Source organism: Nitratireductor lacus (assembly GCF_056431025.1).
The window spans coordinates 25482-41037 of the sequence record NZ_JBWKMB010000024.1; the positions used below are offsets into that span (position 1 = coordinate 25482).

General features: G+C 60.8%; 20 protein-coding genes and 1 pseudogene. 14 read left to right on the forward strand and 7 right to left on the reverse strand.

All coding sequences use genetic code 11. From position 1 onward, the window contains the following. Window positions 1-268: 268 nt before the first annotated feature. The 5 genes from AC07E3_RS17985 to dnaQ all read left to right on the forward strand — a co-directional run bounded on the left by AC07E3_RS17985 (window position 269) and on the right by dnaQ (window position 3905). Entirely contained in the window at window positions 269-1102 is an 834-nt protein-coding gene (locus AC07E3_RS17985) for a pyruvate, water dikinase regulatory protein (protein WP_478363803.1), read from the forward strand. 4 nt (window positions 1103-1106) lie between these two features. Continuing rightward, window positions 1107-1712, forward strand: a complete 606-nt coding sequence (locus tag AC07E3_RS17990) for a Maf-like protein (protein ID WP_478363805.1) — start codon at window positions 1107-1109, stop codon at window positions 1710-1712. Next, window positions 1705-2538, forward strand: coding sequence for a shikimate dehydrogenase (locus tag AC07E3_RS17995; protein WP_478363807.1), 834 nt, complete (start codon window positions 1705-1707; stop codon window positions 2536-2538). The genes AC07E3_RS17990 and AC07E3_RS17995 overlap by 8 nt, the downstream gene beginning before the upstream one ends. Then, complete coding sequence (gene coaE, locus AC07E3_RS18000) at window positions 2535-3137, forward strand: dephospho-CoA kinase (RefSeq protein ID WP_478363809.1); 603 nt, start codon at window positions 2535-2537, stop codon at window positions 3135-3137. Before AC07E3_RS17995 ends, coaE begins: the two co-directional genes overlap by 4 nt. Window positions 3138-3203: 66 nt before the next feature. Further along, window positions 3204-3905, forward strand: a complete 702-nt coding sequence (gene dnaQ, locus AC07E3_RS18005; RefSeq protein ID WP_478363811.1) for a DNA polymerase III subunit epsilon — start codon at window positions 3204-3206, stop codon at window positions 3903-3905. Between the two features lie 93 nt (window positions 3906-3998). Here the strand turns inward: dnaQ and secB are convergent, their stop codons facing one another. Together secB and AC07E3_RS18015 are read right to left on the reverse strand one after the other, a co-directional pair. Then, on the reverse strand, window positions 3999-4496 hold the full coding sequence (gene secB, locus AC07E3_RS18010) for a protein-export chaperone SecB (protein WP_007009127.1): 498 nt from the start codon (window positions 4494-4496) through the stop codon (window positions 3999-4001). Window positions 4497-4601: 105 nt separating this feature from the next. Continuing rightward, window positions 4602-5102 (reverse strand): FxsA family protein, encoded by a 501-nt coding sequence (locus AC07E3_RS18015; RefSeq protein WP_478363813.1) that lies wholly within the window; start codon window positions 5100-5102, stop codon window positions 4602-4604. Window positions 5103-5309: 207 nt separating this feature from the next. Between AC07E3_RS18015 and AC07E3_RS18020 the strand changes: the two genes are divergently transcribed. The 4 genes from AC07E3_RS18020 to AC07E3_RS18035 are packed head-to-tail and all read left to right on the forward strand — an operon-like array spanning window position 5310 to window position 8101. Then, window positions 5310-6017, forward strand: coding sequence for a Tim44/TimA family putative adaptor protein (locus tag AC07E3_RS18020; protein ID WP_322340167.1), 708 nt, complete (start codon window positions 5310-5312; stop codon window positions 6015-6017). 3 nt (window positions 6018-6020) lie between these two features. Further along, on the forward strand, window positions 6021-7154 hold the full coding sequence (gene mltA, locus AC07E3_RS18025) for a murein transglycosylase A (protein ID WP_478363815.1): 1134 nt from the start codon (window positions 6021-6023) through the stop codon (window positions 7152-7154). Between the two features lie 3 nt (window positions 7155-7157). Further along, window positions 7158-7724, forward strand: a complete 567-nt coding sequence (locus tag AC07E3_RS18030) for a Smr/MutS family protein (RefSeq protein ID WP_478363817.1) — start codon at window positions 7158-7160, stop codon at window positions 7722-7724. Beyond that, on the forward strand, window positions 7721-8101 hold the full coding sequence (locus AC07E3_RS18035; RefSeq protein ID WP_336070887.1) for a helix-turn-helix domain-containing protein: 381 nt from the start codon (window positions 7721-7723) through the stop codon (window positions 8099-8101). Before AC07E3_RS18030 ends, AC07E3_RS18035 begins: the two co-directional genes overlap by 4 nt. Before the next feature lie 20 nt (window positions 8102-8121). Here AC07E3_RS18035 and AC07E3_RS18040 read toward each other — a convergent pair whose 3' ends face one another. The 4 genes and pseudogenes from AC07E3_RS18040 to hslV all read right to left on the reverse strand — a co-directional run bounded on the left by AC07E3_RS18040 (window position 8122) and on the right by hslV (window position 11694). Continuing rightward, window positions 8122-9099, reverse strand: coding sequence for a DUF1402 family protein (locus AC07E3_RS18040; protein ID WP_065816752.1), 978 nt, complete (start codon window positions 9097-9099; stop codon window positions 8122-8124). A 211-nt stretch (window positions 9100-9310) separates the two neighbouring features. After that, complete coding sequence (gene hslU / locus AC07E3_RS18045) at window positions 9311-10621, reverse strand: ATP-dependent protease ATPase subunit HslU (RefSeq protein WP_336070884.1); 1311 nt, start codon at window positions 10619-10621, stop codon at window positions 9311-9313. Window positions 10622-10742: 121 nt separating this feature from the next. Further along, window positions 10743-11183 (reverse strand): annotated as a pseudogene (locus AC07E3_RS18050) (GNAT family N-acetyltransferase); the annotation flags it as partial. Further along, window positions 11146-11694, reverse strand: coding sequence for an ATP-dependent protease subunit HslV (gene hslV, locus AC07E3_RS18055; RefSeq protein ID WP_065816749.1), 549 nt, complete (start codon window positions 11692-11694; stop codon window positions 11146-11148). The pseudogene AC07E3_RS18050 and the gene hslV, both read right to left, overlap by 38 nt. A gap of 168 nt (window positions 11695-11862) precedes the next feature. On the opposite strand from hslV, the gene hisB reads away from it, so the two are divergent. The 5 genes from hisB to hisA are packed head-to-tail and all read left to right on the forward strand — an operon-like array spanning window position 11863 to window position 14648. Beyond that, window positions 11863-12471, forward strand: coding sequence for an imidazoleglycerol-phosphate dehydratase HisB (hisB, locus tag AC07E3_RS18060; protein ID WP_322340163.1), 609 nt, complete (start codon window positions 11863-11865; stop codon window positions 12469-12471). A gap of 4 nt (window positions 12472-12475) precedes the next feature. Continuing rightward, window positions 12476-12961, forward strand: a complete 486-nt coding sequence (locus tag AC07E3_RS18065) for a DUF2628 domain-containing protein (protein WP_478363821.1) — start codon at window positions 12476-12478, stop codon at window positions 12959-12961. Window positions 12962-12963: 2 nt separating this feature from the next. Beyond that, a complete protein-coding gene (hisH, locus tag AC07E3_RS18070) occupies window positions 12964-13614 on the forward strand; it encodes an imidazole glycerol phosphate synthase subunit HisH (protein WP_478363823.1) in 651 nt (216 codons plus the stop codon). Continuing rightward, window positions 13614-13913, forward strand: a complete 300-nt coding sequence (locus tag AC07E3_RS18075; RefSeq protein WP_336070875.1) for a DUF1330 domain-containing protein — start codon at window positions 13614-13616, stop codon at window positions 13911-13913. Before hisH ends, AC07E3_RS18075 begins: the two co-directional genes overlap by 1 nt. Window positions 13914-13916: 3 nt before the next feature. After that, complete coding sequence (gene hisA, locus AC07E3_RS18080; RefSeq protein ID WP_478363826.1) at window positions 13917-14648, forward strand: 1-(5-phosphoribosyl)-5-[(5-phosphoribosylamino)methylideneamino]imidazole-4-carboxamide isomerase; 732 nt, start codon at window positions 13917-13919, stop codon at window positions 14646-14648. A gap of 164 nt (window positions 14649-14812) precedes the next feature. Here the strand turns inward: hisA and AC07E3_RS18085 are convergent, their stop codons facing one another. Then, window positions 14813-15529 carry a DUF3800 domain-containing protein gene (locus AC07E3_RS18085; protein WP_478363846.1) on the reverse strand — a complete coding sequence of 239 codons (717 nt, stop codon included), beginning with the start codon at window positions 15527-15529 and terminating at the stop codon, window positions 14813-14815. Window positions 15530-15556 lie beyond the last annotated feature (27 nt).

The following is a 15556-nucleotide window of genomic DNA, read 5'->3' on the forward strand; positions in this document are numbered from 1 at the left end:
GCGCCTCGTGGAAATGCACATCTTCAGAAGAGCGGGGATAATGCGGATTCAGCACGCAGATTCAATAGGCTGTAGCGATTTCGGTTGACCTCGCCCAGTGGACGGTGAAGGAAGGTTCAGGGATTGTCGATTGTTCTCCACATGGGACGATCGCAATTCACACGGGGCCTGTCTGTGGAAGAACGGGTGGAGTTATCAAAGGGTGCGGCCTCGCCATTTTTTCGGGCCCGCGTTATCAACAGGCATCCACATGGCGGGGCAAAAATCCGTGCAACAACCGCAACGCTTCTTCCATCTTCACATGATTTCTGATGCGACCGGTGAGACTCTGCTGGCCGCAGGACGCGCCGCAGCCGCGCAATACAAGGACGCGCGGGCGATCGAGCACATCTACCCGCTGATTCGAAACGAGAAGCAGCTCGCCCGTGTGCTTGACGAGGTGGAGCGCGAGCCCGGCATCGTGCTTTATACGGTGGTGGACCAGAAGCTTGCCCGTCAGGTGGATGAAAGCTGCGCTGCGCTCGGCCTGCCCTGCGTGTCGGTTCTCGAACCCGTTCTGATGGTCTTCCAGTCTTATCTGGGAACCCCCGCCGGCCGTCGGGTCGGCGCGCAGCATGTTCTGGATGCGCAGTATTTTCACCGCATCGAGGCGCTCAATTTCACCATGGAGCATGACGACGGTCAGCTTCCGCTCGATGTCGAGGAAGCGGATGTCATCCTCGTCGGCATATCCCGCACGTCCAAGACGCCGACCAGCATCTATCTGGCCAATCGTGGTGTGAAGACCGCAAACGTGCCCATCGTGCTCGACATAAAACTGCCGGAAGCGCTCGCAGCAGCGAAAAGGCCCCTGATCGTCGGACTGGTCGCCTCTGCCGAACGCATTTCGCAGATCCGCCAGAACCGGATTCTGGGATCGGTGGATGAAAACGCCTTCAACCCCTATACCGACCGCGTGACGATCTCCCGCGAGATCGCCTATGCGCGCCAGCTCTGCACACGCCATGGCTGGCCGGTAATCGATGTAACCCGCCGCTCCATCGAGGAAACCGCAGCGGCCATTCTCGCATTGTATGCGAAGGCACGAGAAAACAGAGGGTGACGACATGACCAACAGGCCCGCCATCGTCCTGGCCTCCGGCAGCGCCTTTCGCCAGAAAATGCTGCGCGATGCCGGTGTTGTCTTCCGCGTTGAACGCTCCGAGATTGACGAGCGCGCCGTGGAAAAAACACTGGAGGGCAGCGGCGCCGATCCTGAAACACTTGCCCAGATTTTGGCGGAGGCCAAGGCCGTTGACGTTTCTGAACGAGAGCCCGGTGCGGTTGTCATTGGTGCGGATCAGACGCTCTCGCTGGGTGATGAGGTGTTCCACAAGCCGGCGGACATGGAGGGTGCGCGCCGCCACCTCCTGAAACTTTCCGGTCGCACGCATCAGCTCAACAGCGCCGTGGTCATCGCCCGTGATGGCGGGGTGATCTGGCGGCATGTGGGCGTTGCCCGCCTCACCATGCGCGATCTCGATCCCGCCTTCGTCGGGCGGCACCTCTCCAATGTGGGCGAAAAGGCACTTGCGAGCGTCGGCGCCTACCAGATCGAGGGCGAAGGCATTCAGCTCTTTGAGAAGATCGAAGGCGATACATTCACCATTGTCGGCCTGCCTCTTCTGCCGCTCCTTGCTGAACTTCGTAGCTTGGGGGCCATCGATGGCTGAGATTCGCGCTTTCGTCTGTGGGCACCCGATCGCCCATTCCCGTTCGCCGCTCATTCACGGGTTTTGGCTTGCCGAGCATGGCATCGACGGCAGCTATGAAAAGCTGGACGTCGCCCCGCTGGATTTCGATGCCTTTCTTGGTGATTTGCCAGCGACTGGGTATGCCGGCGGCAATGTCACTCTGCCCCACAAGGAAGCGGCCTTTGCCGCGGTTCACCGGTGTGACGAAGCGGCGGAGATGATCGGCGCGGTCAACACGCTGTGGTTTGAATCCGGCAAACTGATTGGCGGAAACACGGATGCCTACGGTTTTGCGGCACATCTGAGCGCCGGCGCTCCCAACTGGACGAATGGCGAAACGGCGGTTGTCCTCGGCGCCGGTGGTGCGGCGCGCGCCATCATCCATGCCATTCAAAAAGCCGGCTATAAAAATATATGCGTGGTCAACCGCACGCTTGCGCGCGCGCAGGAACTGGCGGTGCGTTTCGGCACTGGCGTCAGCGCTCATGGCTGGGAAGATCTGCCCGCGCTCCTCGGCAATGCCGATCTTCTGGTCAACACGAGCGCGCTCGGCATGACCGGTCAGCCGCCGCTGGAAATTTCGCTCGATCCCCTGCCTGAACAAGCAATTGTAAGCGACATCGTCTATGCCCCGCTCAAGACAGATCTTCTCGCCGCCGCCGAGGGCCGGGGCCTCGCGTGGGTCGATGGCCTCGGCATGTTGCTGCATCAGGCTGTGCCTGGCTTCGAGCGCTGGTTCGGTGTCCGGCCGGTGGTAACGGGCGCACTGCGGGATCATGTGCTCGCGGGCGGGGATGCATCATGACCACTGTTCTTGGCCTGACCGGCTCTATCGGCATGGGAAAGTCCACCACCGGCAAAATGTTCATGGATGAAGGCGTGCCGGTTCACGATTCCGATGCTGCGGTCCATCGCCTCTATTCGGGTGCCGCCGCTCCATTGATTGCGGCGCGCTTTCCCGGAACGGTGACAGACGGCACGGTGGACAGGGCGCGCCTCGCCGAGGCGGTGCTGGGGAAACCCGAAGCTTTCAGGGCGCTGGAGGAAATTGTCCATCCGCTGGTGCGGCAGGATGCCGACACGTTCGTCGCCGAACACCGGAGAAAAGGCTCCCCCATTGTCGTGCTCGACATCCCGCTTCTTTTTGAGATCGGCGGGGAAGATCGCGTCGATCGCATTGTCGTCGTGACCGCACCGGCGGAAGAGCAGCGCAAACGGGTCCTGTCGCGTCCCGGCATGACGGAGGAGAAGTTCGCCGGGATTCTCGCGCGTCAGGTGCCCGACGCCGAAAAACGCCGGCGCGCGGACTTCATCATCGACACCGGCAAAGGCATGGAGGCTGCGCGAAAGGCGGTGAAAGCCGTGATCGACGAACTTTCCCCAGCCGAAACGGACACGCCCTGACGGTATCCTTGCGTCGCCGATCCCGGGCGCGCATGTTGGATTTGACCCGACCTCCGGAGCGGAAGAATGCGCGAAATCGTTTTTGATACGGAAACCACAGGCCTCGATTCCAACGAAGACCGGGTGATCGAGCTCGGCTGTGTCGAACTGGACAACCGCTTTCCCACCGGCCGCACGCTGCACCATTTCATCAATGCGCAGGGGCGCTCCGTTCACCCCGAAGCCCAGGCGGTTCACGGCATTTCCGATGCCGATCTGGCAGACAAACCGGTGTTTGGAGCAATTCTCGAAGAATTCCTCGAATTCATCGATGGCGCAAAGCTCGTCGCGCACAATGCCAATTTCGACATCGGCTTCATCAACGCCGAATTCGACCGGCTCGGCGTGCCGCCGGTGGACCCGGGTCTGGTCGTCGACACGCTGGCGATTGCCCGACGCAAACACCCGATGGGCCCGAATTCGCTCGATGCACTCTGTCGTCGCTATGGGATCGACAACAGCCACCGCACCAAGCACGGTGCCCTGCTCGATGCAGAACTTCTCGCCGAAGTCTATATCGAACTGATCGGTGGAAAGCAGGCCGCCCTCGGTCTTGAGATTTCCACGAGCGGTGACGATGCGGGAGGCAATACGGACCGGGCCTCGGTGACCGTTTCAGCAAGGCCGGCCCCCCTGCCTCCCCGGATCAGCGAAGCCGAGCGCGCAGCGCATGAAGCGCTGGTGGAGAAGCTTGGCGAAAAGTCACTCTGGCACACTTTTCGCGCCTGAAAACATGGGCGCGGCAGGAAGAACCCGGCTCAAATGAAACAGGGCGGCGCCCGAAAGCACCGCCCCGCCCAAAAATCCTGAAAAATCGCTGGTTCAGGAAACCTGAACCTGACCTTTTGCCTGTTCCTCGGCAACGCGCTGCTGGAACATGCGGGCAAAATCGATCGGATCGATCATCAGCGGAGGGAAGCCGCCGGCACGCGTCGTATCGGCAATGACCTGGCGGGCAAACGGGAAGAGCAGACGCGGGCACTCGATGAAGAGAACCGGCAGCATGTGCTCCTGCGGGAAACCGGCAACGCGGAAAACGCCGCCATAGACCAGCTCGACGTTGAAAAGAACCTTGCCCTCGGCCTCGGCCTTGGCATTGAGCGTCAAAACAACGTCGTAGTCCGTATCGCCGAGCGGGTTGGCGTTGACGTTGACATTGATGTTGATCGCGGGGGCTTCGGAACGGCCGCGCAGCGACTGCGGTGCACCCGGGCTTTCAAAGGAAAGATCCTTCACATACTGGGTCAGCACGTTCAGAGAGGGCTGGGCGCCGTTGCCGGCCTTTGCAGCTTCGGTCTTTTCTTCTGGTTTCTTGGCCATGCGTTTTTCCTCGAGCGTGGTTTGGCAGCCGCGCGGCTCCCCTTTAAGATTTGCCTGCTCGCTAGCATGGGCTTCGGCGCATGACAAGGCGCGGCGGGGTAGCCGCTATTCGCGGTCCGGTTTGCGCCAGGGCGAATTCTCGTCGCCGGATTCGCTGTAATCGTCCGCAGAAAGATCGATGGTCTGCGGCCCGGTATCGCGCCCATGAGGGTTTGCGTGCCGGCTTCCGGCTGATGCCGGGCCGCCCAGGATGACGATCCGGCTGCGAAGAAATTTCCAGCCTGCATCGCGGATGGCCGGCACGAAAAGGAGAAAACCGAGCGTATCGGTGATGAAACCGGGCGTGAGAAGCAGCACGCCGGCCACCATGATCATCATGCCATGCACCAGGTCACGGCCGGGCACGCCGCCCTCATTCATGGTTTCCTGAATGCGGCGTACAACCCCGAACCCCTGGATTCGCAGGAGAATGGAGCCGGCGACGGCGGTCACCAGCACGAGGCCCAGTGTGGGAAACACGCCGATCTGGCTGCCGACCATGACGAACATGGCGATCTCGGCAAGTGGAATTGCGAGAAGCAGGAAGGGAACAATCGAAAAGCGCACGAACCTGTTAGCCTTGTTGCGTGTTTGAGCGGATTCTGGCCGTTCCATGCTGGCCAGTTGGGAAAACATAGGTATTCTGACCGATAATTTGAATGATGGCTCCCTCCGTTCTATATGATTTCCAGTAAGGACGGGGTGCCGTCGCCTCTGCACATGCCCTGAGCCGGCAGGTGTTGCGGAACACAGTGGCTCGTTTGGCTGGACGTTATGGAATTTTTCGATTTCGGCACAATTTTCTTTCTGATTGCCGCTGTGGTGATCTTTTTCCAGTTGCGCAACGTGCTGGGCCGGCGCACGGGCAATGAGCGTCCGCCGTTCGACCCCTATACGGCGGGGCGCAATGCGTCCCGTAAGGAACAGTCCTCCAATGGCGAAAACGTGGTGTCCCTCCCGCGCCGCAAGGGTGCAGCGGAGCCAGACCAGACCTATGTCGATATCGACAAGGCGGCCAAGCCCGGCACCGATCTGAACAAGGGTATGCGCGCCATCCGGGATGCCGACGCATCCTTCGCTCCCAAGAGTTTCGTCGAGGGCGCGAAGATGGCCTACGAGATGATCGTAATGGCCTATGCCGATGGCGACCGCCGCACGCTGAAGAACCTGCTCTCCCGCGAGGTCTATGAGGGTTTCGTCGCTGCCATCGACGAGCGTGAGAAACGCAGCGAAAAGATTGAATCCTCCTTTGTCGGCATTGACGACATGACGATTATTGCCGCCGAGATGAAGGGCTCCGAGGCACATGTCACACTGCGCATCGTCAGTGAGCTGATTTCCGCCACGCGCGACAGCGCCGGCGAGGTGATCGACGGCGATCCGGAAACCGTCGCTGAAGTCAAGGATGTCTGGACTTTCGCGCGCGATACGCGCTCCCGCGATCCCAACTGGAAGCTCGTCGCCACGGAAGCCGAGGATTGATCCTTGTCTGGCGGAGCGTCGTGCACGGCCGCACCGCCTGCGGCGCTTTCGCCAACCCTCGAGCGGGTTTCGTTCGATAAGATTCCGGGCTGGCGGCAGGATTCGGTCCTGTCCGCCTTTCGTGCCTTTGCACGCTCGGCCGAACGAGTCGAGATAAAGCCCTATCGCTCGGGCGCTCTCGGTATCGCCCTTTCCGCATTTACCCCGGCGCACAGGGCAGCCCGCGCCATGCCGGATGCCGATGAGCGGGCGGCCCGCGCCTTCTTCGAAAATCATTTCATCCCCTGCCGCATACGGGCGGAGGATGGCGGGCCCGGCTTCGTAACCGGGTATTATGAACCGGAAGTGGAAGCCTCACGCGTCGAAACGGAGCGATTCTGCGTCCCGCTTTATAAGCGCCCGGACGATCTGGTCGATGTCGACGAGAGCAATCGGCCTCCCGGTCTCGACCCTTATTTCGCCTTCGCCAGAAAGACGGACACCGGCCTTTTGGCGTATCACGACCGCGGCGCTATCGCTCGCGGAGCCCTGGCGGGTCAAGGGCTGGAACTTGTCTGGCTCGACAACAGGGTGGATGCCTATTTCATCCACGTCCAGGGCGCAGCACGGCTGCGGCTTGAAGACGGTTCGACCATGCGTGTGACCTATGCCGCCAAATCGGGTCACCCTTTCACCGGCGCCGGCAGGGTTCTGATCGACCGTGGCGAGCTTTCGCCTGAAACGGTCACAATGCAGAGCATTCGCGCCTGGTTTTCGGAAAATCCGGACCGGATTGACGAGATTCTGTGGCAAAATCGCTCGTTTATCTTTTTTCGGGAGAGCGATGCCGGGGCCCCCGAACTCGGACCCGTGGCCGCCGCCAAGGTGCAGCTTGCACCGGGACGCTCCATAGCGGTCGACCGGCTTTTGCACACATTCGGGACTCCGTTCTTCATCGACGCGCCCGAACTCGATGCGGTCGATGGTCAGCCCTTCCGGCGTCTGATGATCGCACAGGATACGGGCTCGGCGATCACCGGGCCTGCGCGGGCCGATCTCTTCATCGGCAGTGGCGCAGCGGCAGGCGAGATCGCCGGCGTGATCCGCCACAAAGCGGATTTCTATGCTCTGGTTCCACGCGGGCTTCTGGGAGGCTGATCGATGACCAGCCACACACCGAAACGCCTGAGCATGGAAGACCGCATCCTGTGGAACCGGGTGGCGCGCACGACCGAGCCGCTGAAGGGCAAGGTGCTCGAAGACCCGCCGGAACCGACCGATGACACCATGGCCGAGTTGACCCGCCTCGTTGCGCAGGACACCGGCAGCAAGGCTCCGGCAGGCGCTTCGCAGCAGAACAACGCGCCCCCGGCGAAAGCGCATCCGACGCGGCGGATAGACAAACCCACGCACACCAAGCTCGCGCGCGGCCGGCTCGCTCTGGAGGGGCGCGTGGACCTGCACGGGCTGACCCAGTCCGAGGCGCACAGTCTCCTCCTCTCATTCCTGAGCCGCGCCCATGTCGATGGCGTGCGTCATGTGCTCGTGATCACCGGCAAGGGGGCTTCCTTCGGTAGCGATGGCGTGTTGCGGCGCGCCGTTCCGCAATGGCTTGCGACGCCGCCGTTTTCTTCGCTTGTCAGCGGGATCGACCAGGCCAGCCGCCGGCATGGCGGTGGCGGTGCATTCTATATTCGTTTGAAGCGCAGGCACGGGAGCGGGATGTGACACCGCTCGGTGAGAAAATCCGTCAGCTTCGCAGGGAGCGCGGTGTCAGCCAGAAGGAGATGGCGGCGTCCATCGGTGTAAGTGCCGCCTATCTTTCTTCGCTGGAACATGGTCGTGCGAGCCCGCCCAACTGGGCGATGATCCAGAAGATCATCGGTTACTTCAACGTGATCTGGGACGAGGCGGATGAGATGCAGCGCATTGCCGAGCTTTCCCATCCGCGCGTTGTCGTGGACACGGCCAGGCTCGCACCCGAGGCGACCGAACTCGCCAATCTTCTGGCGGCGCATATCGCTTCTATGAAGAACGCCGAGGTGACCCTGCTTCTAAAGCAGCTCCGCACCATAACCGGCGACCGTGCGACCGGGAAAAAGTAGAAAATCCTGCCGGTGTGAGCTCAGGAGTCCTGGAACAGCGCCTTCAGCTCATCCAGTTTGTCGTTCACCAGCCAGCCGTAATAGTTCTCTTCGGGAAGCTTTATCCGCTGGCCCTTTGCCCGAAGAATGCGGTTTTCGGCTGCCAGCCGCGCAGCGCGCGCTTCGGGATTACCGAGATTGTAGAGCGTTGCGGTGATGCCGGGGTTCCCGGAAATGTCAAAATCCGCAATTCGCTTGTAGGCGCTGATCGATTTTTTCACCGTCGCCGCGACATAGGCGAGCGACTTATCCGGGTCCATGATCGTCTGGTAGACTTCCTGCGGATTGTCATGGCTGATCCTTCTGAAGCCGGACACTTTGTGCACCATGTCGGTCATCTTGAGCGCTGTCAGCGGGTTGAGCTGACCGATGCCGAAGGTCTGGCCGGCGTAAAAGGGCTGGAAGAACACGGCACCGAAGCGGTCGTTCGGCCATTTCGTCCCGTCCACACTCTTGCCGCGAAACGCCTTGTCCCAAACCGCTTCACGGCAGGACCACAGGTCGTAGCTGCCCTTCTCCTTCTCGCACTCGGCGAATTCCGGCCGTTCGATGAACTGACCGACGGTCTCACCGGCATGGGAGAAGGAGAAATCGCTCTTCAGGTAGGAGACCGCCTTCACATAATAGGTTTGCAGCCGGTCATAGGCGTCCACATTGTAAGTATGTTCGCCAACAATGGCTCCCACCATATGCACGGGATCGATCTGATAGCTGGCGGAAATGGAACGGATCTTGGAAACCAGCCCGCTGTCGTTCTTCAGAAGCTGATAGACCTTGCCATATTTGGCGTCATAGGTGGTCTGTGCGGATTTGGTGCGCTTGGCTGAAACACCGGGTATGGGCGGCTGCTCGGCGTTGCGATTGCCCTCGGGCACCAGCTTTGCCGCCGCCACGGGCAATGAACCCGCGCCGACCAAGCCGACACAAATGCCGATAACCAATCGAGCCCGTGATGCCATGTCGCGCTGCTTGCGCCCCCGAGTCGTTCTTTTTTTCTGGATTGCGGGCAAATTAGGCAAAGCCTGACACCAAGTCGAGAGACATTCGCGGCCGGAGCGCGATGACGCCGCGACCGCGGCAGAGATGTCACACTTGAAAAGCCGGCTTCATTGCCCTGCCGACGCGGAGATGGCAGGGCAATGAACTCAGTCAGCGGCCGGTACCGCGACCCTAAAGTATGAAACGCGACAGGTCTGTATTCCTGGCCAGGTCGCCGACATTCTTGTCGACATATTCTGCATCTATTTTGAGCGCGCTGCCGGAGCGGTCGGGCGCATCGAACGAGATGTCGTCAAGAACCCGCTCCATCACTGTCTGTAGTCTGCGTGCGCCAATATTCTCGACCGTCGCATTGAGATCGACGGCAATGGCTGCAAGCCGGTCGATGGCGTCATCGGTGAATTCGAGCGTCACGCCCTCCGTCTCCATCAAAGCCACATACTGCTTGATGAGGCTTGCCTCGGTTTCCGTCAGGATGCGGCGGAAATCGTCCTTCTCCAGCGCCCGCAATTCAACGCGGATCGGCAGGCGGCCCTGGAGCTCGGGCAAAAGGTCCGAGGGCTTGGAAACGTGGAACGCACCAGAAGCGATGAACAGAATGTGATCGGTTTTCACCGGCCCGTATTTCGTTGCAACGGTCGTGCCTTCAACCAGCGGAAGCAGGTCGCGCTGCACGCCTTCGCGCGAGACGCCGGCCCCCACGCCGCCCTCGCGGGTGGCGATCTTGTCGATCTCGTCGAGGAAGACGATGCCGTCATTCTGCGCCGATTCCAGTGCCCGGTGGGTCACTTCGTCCTGGTCGAGCAGCTTGTCGGATTCGTCGGCGATCAACAGCTCGTAGGATTCCTTGACCGTCGTCTTGCGCTTTTTGGTCTGCTGGCCGCCCATGGCCTTCTGCAGCATGTCGTTGATGTTCAGAACGCCGATATTGGCGCCGGGCATGCCGGGAAGCTCGAAACCGGGCATGCCGCCTCCTGAATCGGAGACCTCCACCTCGATTTCCTTGTCGTCCAGCTCCCCGTTGCGCAGCTTCTGACGGAAGCTGTCCTTGGTGGCTGGGCTGGCGGTTTTGCCCACCAGCGCTTCAAGCACACGCTCTTCGGCGTTCATGTGGGCGCGGGCTCTGACATCCTCGCGCATCTTCTCGCGGGTCAGGCCGATCGACACCTCGACCAGATCACGGATGATCTGTTCCACGTCGCGGCCCACATAGCCGACCTCGGTAAATTTCGTGGCCTCAACCTTTACGAAGGGCGCGCCGGCAAGCTTGGCCAGACGCCTGGAAATCTCGGTCTTGCCGACGCCGGTGGGGCCGATCATGAGGATGTTTTTGGGCATCACCTCTTCGCGCAACTCCGGCTCGAGCTGCTGGCGGCGCCAGCGGTTGCGCAGCGCAATGGCCACGGCGCGCTTGGCGTCTTTCTGGCCGATGATGTAGCGATCGAGTTCGGAGACGATCTCGCGCGGGGAAAATGTGGTCATGTGTTCGTCTCGTGTTCTTGTCGTATTGCATGATGAGCACGCTCCCGGTGCGGCCTTCAAGATGAGGGATCGGGCGAAAGCCCGCCTTCTCATAGGCGCGCACGGCGCGGCGGTTTTCACGATCCGGGTCGATGATGATGCTGGCGTGGCCTTCATCGAGCAGCCGTTGGACCATCAGCCTGACGGCACGGCTGCCAATGCCCCTGGAAAGAAGCGCCTCTTCGCCGATGGTCAGATCCACACCCACGGCATCCTCCGGCAGTTCGCCCACCCATGGGTCCTTTTCAAGGATATCCGGGCTCCTGTTGTCGGCAACGAACCAGTACTGGATGTAACCGATGGGCTTTCCGTCGAGGCGGATCACGAAAGGCCGTGTCGTGTCCCGCCCTTCCACCATGTCACGGATATGGGCCAGTTCCGTGTCCGGATCGCCCCACCATTCGCGCACATGCGGCTGGTGGAGCCAGTCGAGAAGGAGCGGATAGTGCTCGGCCGTGACCGGGATAATGTCTATCTGGCCCGGTTCACTCGACATCGAGCGTTTCCACCACGACATTGTCATTGGTGTAGATGCAGATGGACGCGGCGATCTCCATCGCTCTGCGGGCGATCTCTTCGGCGTCCTTGTCGGTGTCGGCGAGCGCACGCGCCGCGGCGAGTGCAAAATTGCCGCCGGAACCGATGGCCATGATGCCCCCTTCCGGCTCCAGCACGTCGCCATTGCCCGTCAGCGCCAGGGTGATGTTCTTGTCGGCGACCAGCATCATCGCCTCGAGCCGGCGCAGGTAGCGGTCGGTGCGCCAGTCCTTGGCCAGCTCGACACAGGCGCGCATCAGCTGCTCGGGATACTGTTCCAGCTTGGCCTCCAGCCGCTCCAGAAGGGTGAAGGCATCGGCCGTCGCCCCGGCAAAGCCGGCAATCACATTGCCCTTGCCGATGCGCCGCACCTTGCGTGCATTGCCCTTCATCACGGTATTGCCCAGGCTGACCTGCCCGTCTCCGGCAATCACCACCCTGCCGCCCTTGCGCACAGTGACGATTGTCGTGGCGTGCATGGATTTTTCGTCGCTCATCGCACACTCCTTTTCGCGCCGCCCGATAAGGCACGGCACCGTCAGAGCGAATATGTAAGTTGAACAACGTGGAATGCAAACGCGAGAGACGAGATTGGTGAGAGTGCTTGGCGCTGCCCGAACATGCTGCTAGAAGGCTGGCCTTCACGCAGCGCAAAGGGAAAGACCATGGCTTCCAGCAAGACGCGCACCGCCGAAATCAGCCGCAAGACCAACGAGACGGCCATTGCCGTCAAAGTGGATATCGACGGCGAAGGCCGCTTTGAGATGGCCACCGGCGTGGGCTTTTTCGACCATATGCTGGAACAGCTTTCCCGCCATTCGCTGATCGACATGACGGTAAAGGCCGATGGCGATCTGCACATCGACGATCACCACACGGTCGAGGACTGCGGTATTGCTCTGGGCAAGGCCATCTCGGAGGCGCTGGGCGAGCGGCGCGGCATCACGCGCTATGCCTCGCTCGACCTTGCCATGGATGAATGCCTGACACGCGCCGCAATTGATGTTTCCGGCCGCCCCTTTCTCGTCTGGGACGTGGACTTTCCAACCCAGAAGATCGGCACGTTCGACACCGAGCTGGTGCGCGAATTCTTTCAGGCGCTGGCGCAGAATGCCGGCATCACCCTGCACGTGACCAACCATTACGGTGCCAACAGCCACCACATCGCCGAGACCTGCTTCAAGGCGGTGGCGCGTGTGTTGCGCACGGCCTGCGAGGCCGACCCGCGCCAGGGCAACGCGGTGCCCTCCACCAAGGGCAGCTTGAAGGGATAGGCCGATGGCAAGCTATGTGGTGATGGAGCCGCCCGAGGGTGATGTGGAACAGGCAGTCCTCATACGCGACGGCTTTGCTTTTCTGGCTTTCATCATGCCGTTTCTGTGGTTTCTCTGGCATCGCATGTGGCTGGAGGCGCTGGCCGCCCTTGCCGCTGCGCTCGTCATCGGCGCGCTTGGGACACTGGAAGGCTGGTCCGTAACGGCAACGGTGGCATCGCTCTGTCTGTCGTTCTTCCTCGCGCTGGAGGCACGCAATCTGCGTGTTGCCATGCTTGAGAGGCGCGGCTGGCGCGAATGGGGTGTTGTCGATGCCGCAGGCCGCGACGAGGCCGAAACCCGGTTCATGGCCGGCCTCCTCTCCGACAAGGCGGAAGCCGGGAACGAAACCCCGCTCCCTGCCCTTAACGAAAGACCGGCACCGGCGAGAGGTCCGGGCCGTGCCAGCGAGCCGGCGCTTGGTCTCTTCACATATCCTGGAGCGCGCTGACCATGAAGGTTGCGATCATCGATTACGGTTCGGGCAATCTGCGCTCGGCCGCAAAGGCCTTCGAGCGTGCCGCACGTGAAAACGGCATCGCGGCCGAGATCGCCGTGACGGCGGACGCCGATGCCGTCCGCATCGCCGACCGCATCGTTCTGCCGGGTGTCGGTGCCTATGCCGACTGCCGGCGGGGGCTCGATGCGGTGCCGGGCATGGTCGAGGCGATCACGGATGTCGCCATCCATCAGGCGCGGCCCTTTCTCGGCATCTGCGTCGGTATGCAGCTCATGAGCGAACGCGGGCTGGAGAAGACGGTCACGGAAGGGCTCGGCTGGATTGCCGGAGATGTGGTCGAGATGACCCCGTCCGACCCGAAACTGAAGATCCCGCAGATCGGCTGGAACACGATTCACGTGAAACATTCGCACCCGATCTTCGCGGGGATCCCCACTGGAGCGGACGGTTTGCACGCCTATTTCGTGCATTCCTATCACTTCGCCGCGCGCAACGAGGCCGAGATTCTCGCCACCGCAGACTATGGCGGGCCGATCACCGCAACGGTCGCGCGGGACAATCTGGTGGGCACGCAGTTCCACCCGGAAAAGAGCCAGGCGCTTGGCCTGGCCCTGATCGCCAATTTCCTGCGCTGGAGGCCATGATGAGCGAAGCGGACAAAAAAGGTTACTGGGTCGCGCAGGTCGAGATCGCCGACCTCGAGGGCTACAGGAAATACATCGAAGCCAACGCTGCGGCCTTCGAGAAATACGGCGCAAAATTTCTGGTGCGGGGCGGGCAGTCGGTTGCGCCGGAGGAACCGACGGGCGACCGTCAGGTGGTCATCGAGTTCGCGTCCTATGAGCAGGCGCTCGCCTGCTACCACTCGCCGGAATACCAGCATGCGATCACATTCCGGCAACCCGTTTCGAAAGCCAGGCTCAGCATCATCGAAGGCGTCTGACACATGATCCTTTTTCCCGCCATCGACCTGAAAGACGGCCAGTGCGTTCGGCTCAAACTGGGCGACATGGACGAGGCGACGGTCTACAACACCGACCCCGCCGCGCAGGCCCGCAGCTTTGAAGAGCAGGGCTTCGAATGGCTGCATGTGGTTGACCTGAATGGCGCTTTCGCCGGCGCGAGCGTCAATGGCGATGCCGTCGAGGCGATCCTGAAAGCGACGAAAAACCCGGTACAGCTTGGCGGCGGCATCCGCACGCTCGCCCATATCGAGGCCTGGCTCGACAAGGGCCTGTCGCGCGTGATCCTCGGCACCGTGGCGGTGCGCGATCCCGATCTGGTGAAGGAAGCCTGCAGGGCGTTTCCGGGCAGGATCGCCGTCGGCATTGATGCGCGCGGCGGCAAGGTGGCCGTGGAAGGCTGGGCGGAAACCTCCGATCTTTCAGCCATCGAACTGGCCCGCCGGTTCGAAGGCGCGGGCGTCGCGGCCATCATCTACACTGATATCGACCGCGACGGTGTTCTGACCGGGATCAACTGGGAATCGACCATCGAGCTGGCTGATGCCGTTTCCATCCCCGTAATCGCCTCGGGCGGCCTCGCCTCCCTCGCCGACATTGTGCGCATGACCATGCCCGACGCGACCAAACTGGAAGGCGCAATCTCCGGCCGCGCGCTTTATGACGGGCGGATTGATCCCGCAGAGGCGTTGAGAATTCTGCAGAAGAACGGATAGAAGTCATTTTCTCAGCAAAAAGAATCACTTGCTTTAATTTCCATAAGCGATTGGAATCGCTCCTGTTTTCTTGACATTTTTGGGCGATGCCCTATATTGAGGTTAAATGGATTGGGGTTTCCCGGTCGGCGTCGGGCCTTGGAGTAATCCGAGGCCTTTCGCTTTTATGGCACGATGATGCCCTGGCTCGGTCGACTGTAACGTCGACCTCGATGGAGTTTGCCGCGGATCAATTCAAACGCCCGGTTTTTCTGATTTTTCCGGAAAATGCTTAATCCAATCGGGCGCGCGGTCAGATCGGCGATCTGCATTCCCGTCGAATTGGCCTTCTTGTCGCAGAAGACAATCTCAAATCGGTCCAGTGGAAGGGAAAGATCGTTTTGGCCAGACACGATCCGGCGAAACTCGAGCTCCAGTTCTCCGTCTTCCTTGGCGCCGCGCTTTTCGAAAATGAAGTAGGCTCGCTTGCCAAATTGTCCATTTCGTTTCAGAAAACCGCACACATGCTGGAGACTGATGCGAAGGGAGATGGCGTAGGGATTCTCGGGAAAGAGATCCAGCTTCAGGTCCGGCTTGTAAATCACGGTGCTGAAGATTTTGAACGGCGCATTGGTGAGGCAGTCGGAAAGGTCGTCAAGAAAACTTTCCCTGACAACACGGTCGGTCAATATCCGGAAAGCGCCATTCTGTTTGCGGATGTCGTGCTCGTGAAGAATGATTGCATCGTGTCCGAAATATCGGAATTTCAGGGCCTGAAAACGGGGAACGATGCGGCTGCAATAGGTGGTTTTCTTGAAACCACAAAGAGATAAAGAAAATACGGGATAGGCTGGATCGATGGATCTCAGGGAGTGATCGCCACTCTCATCGGCATAGAATATGTATTCGCTGTCAGCAGATCAAGAATC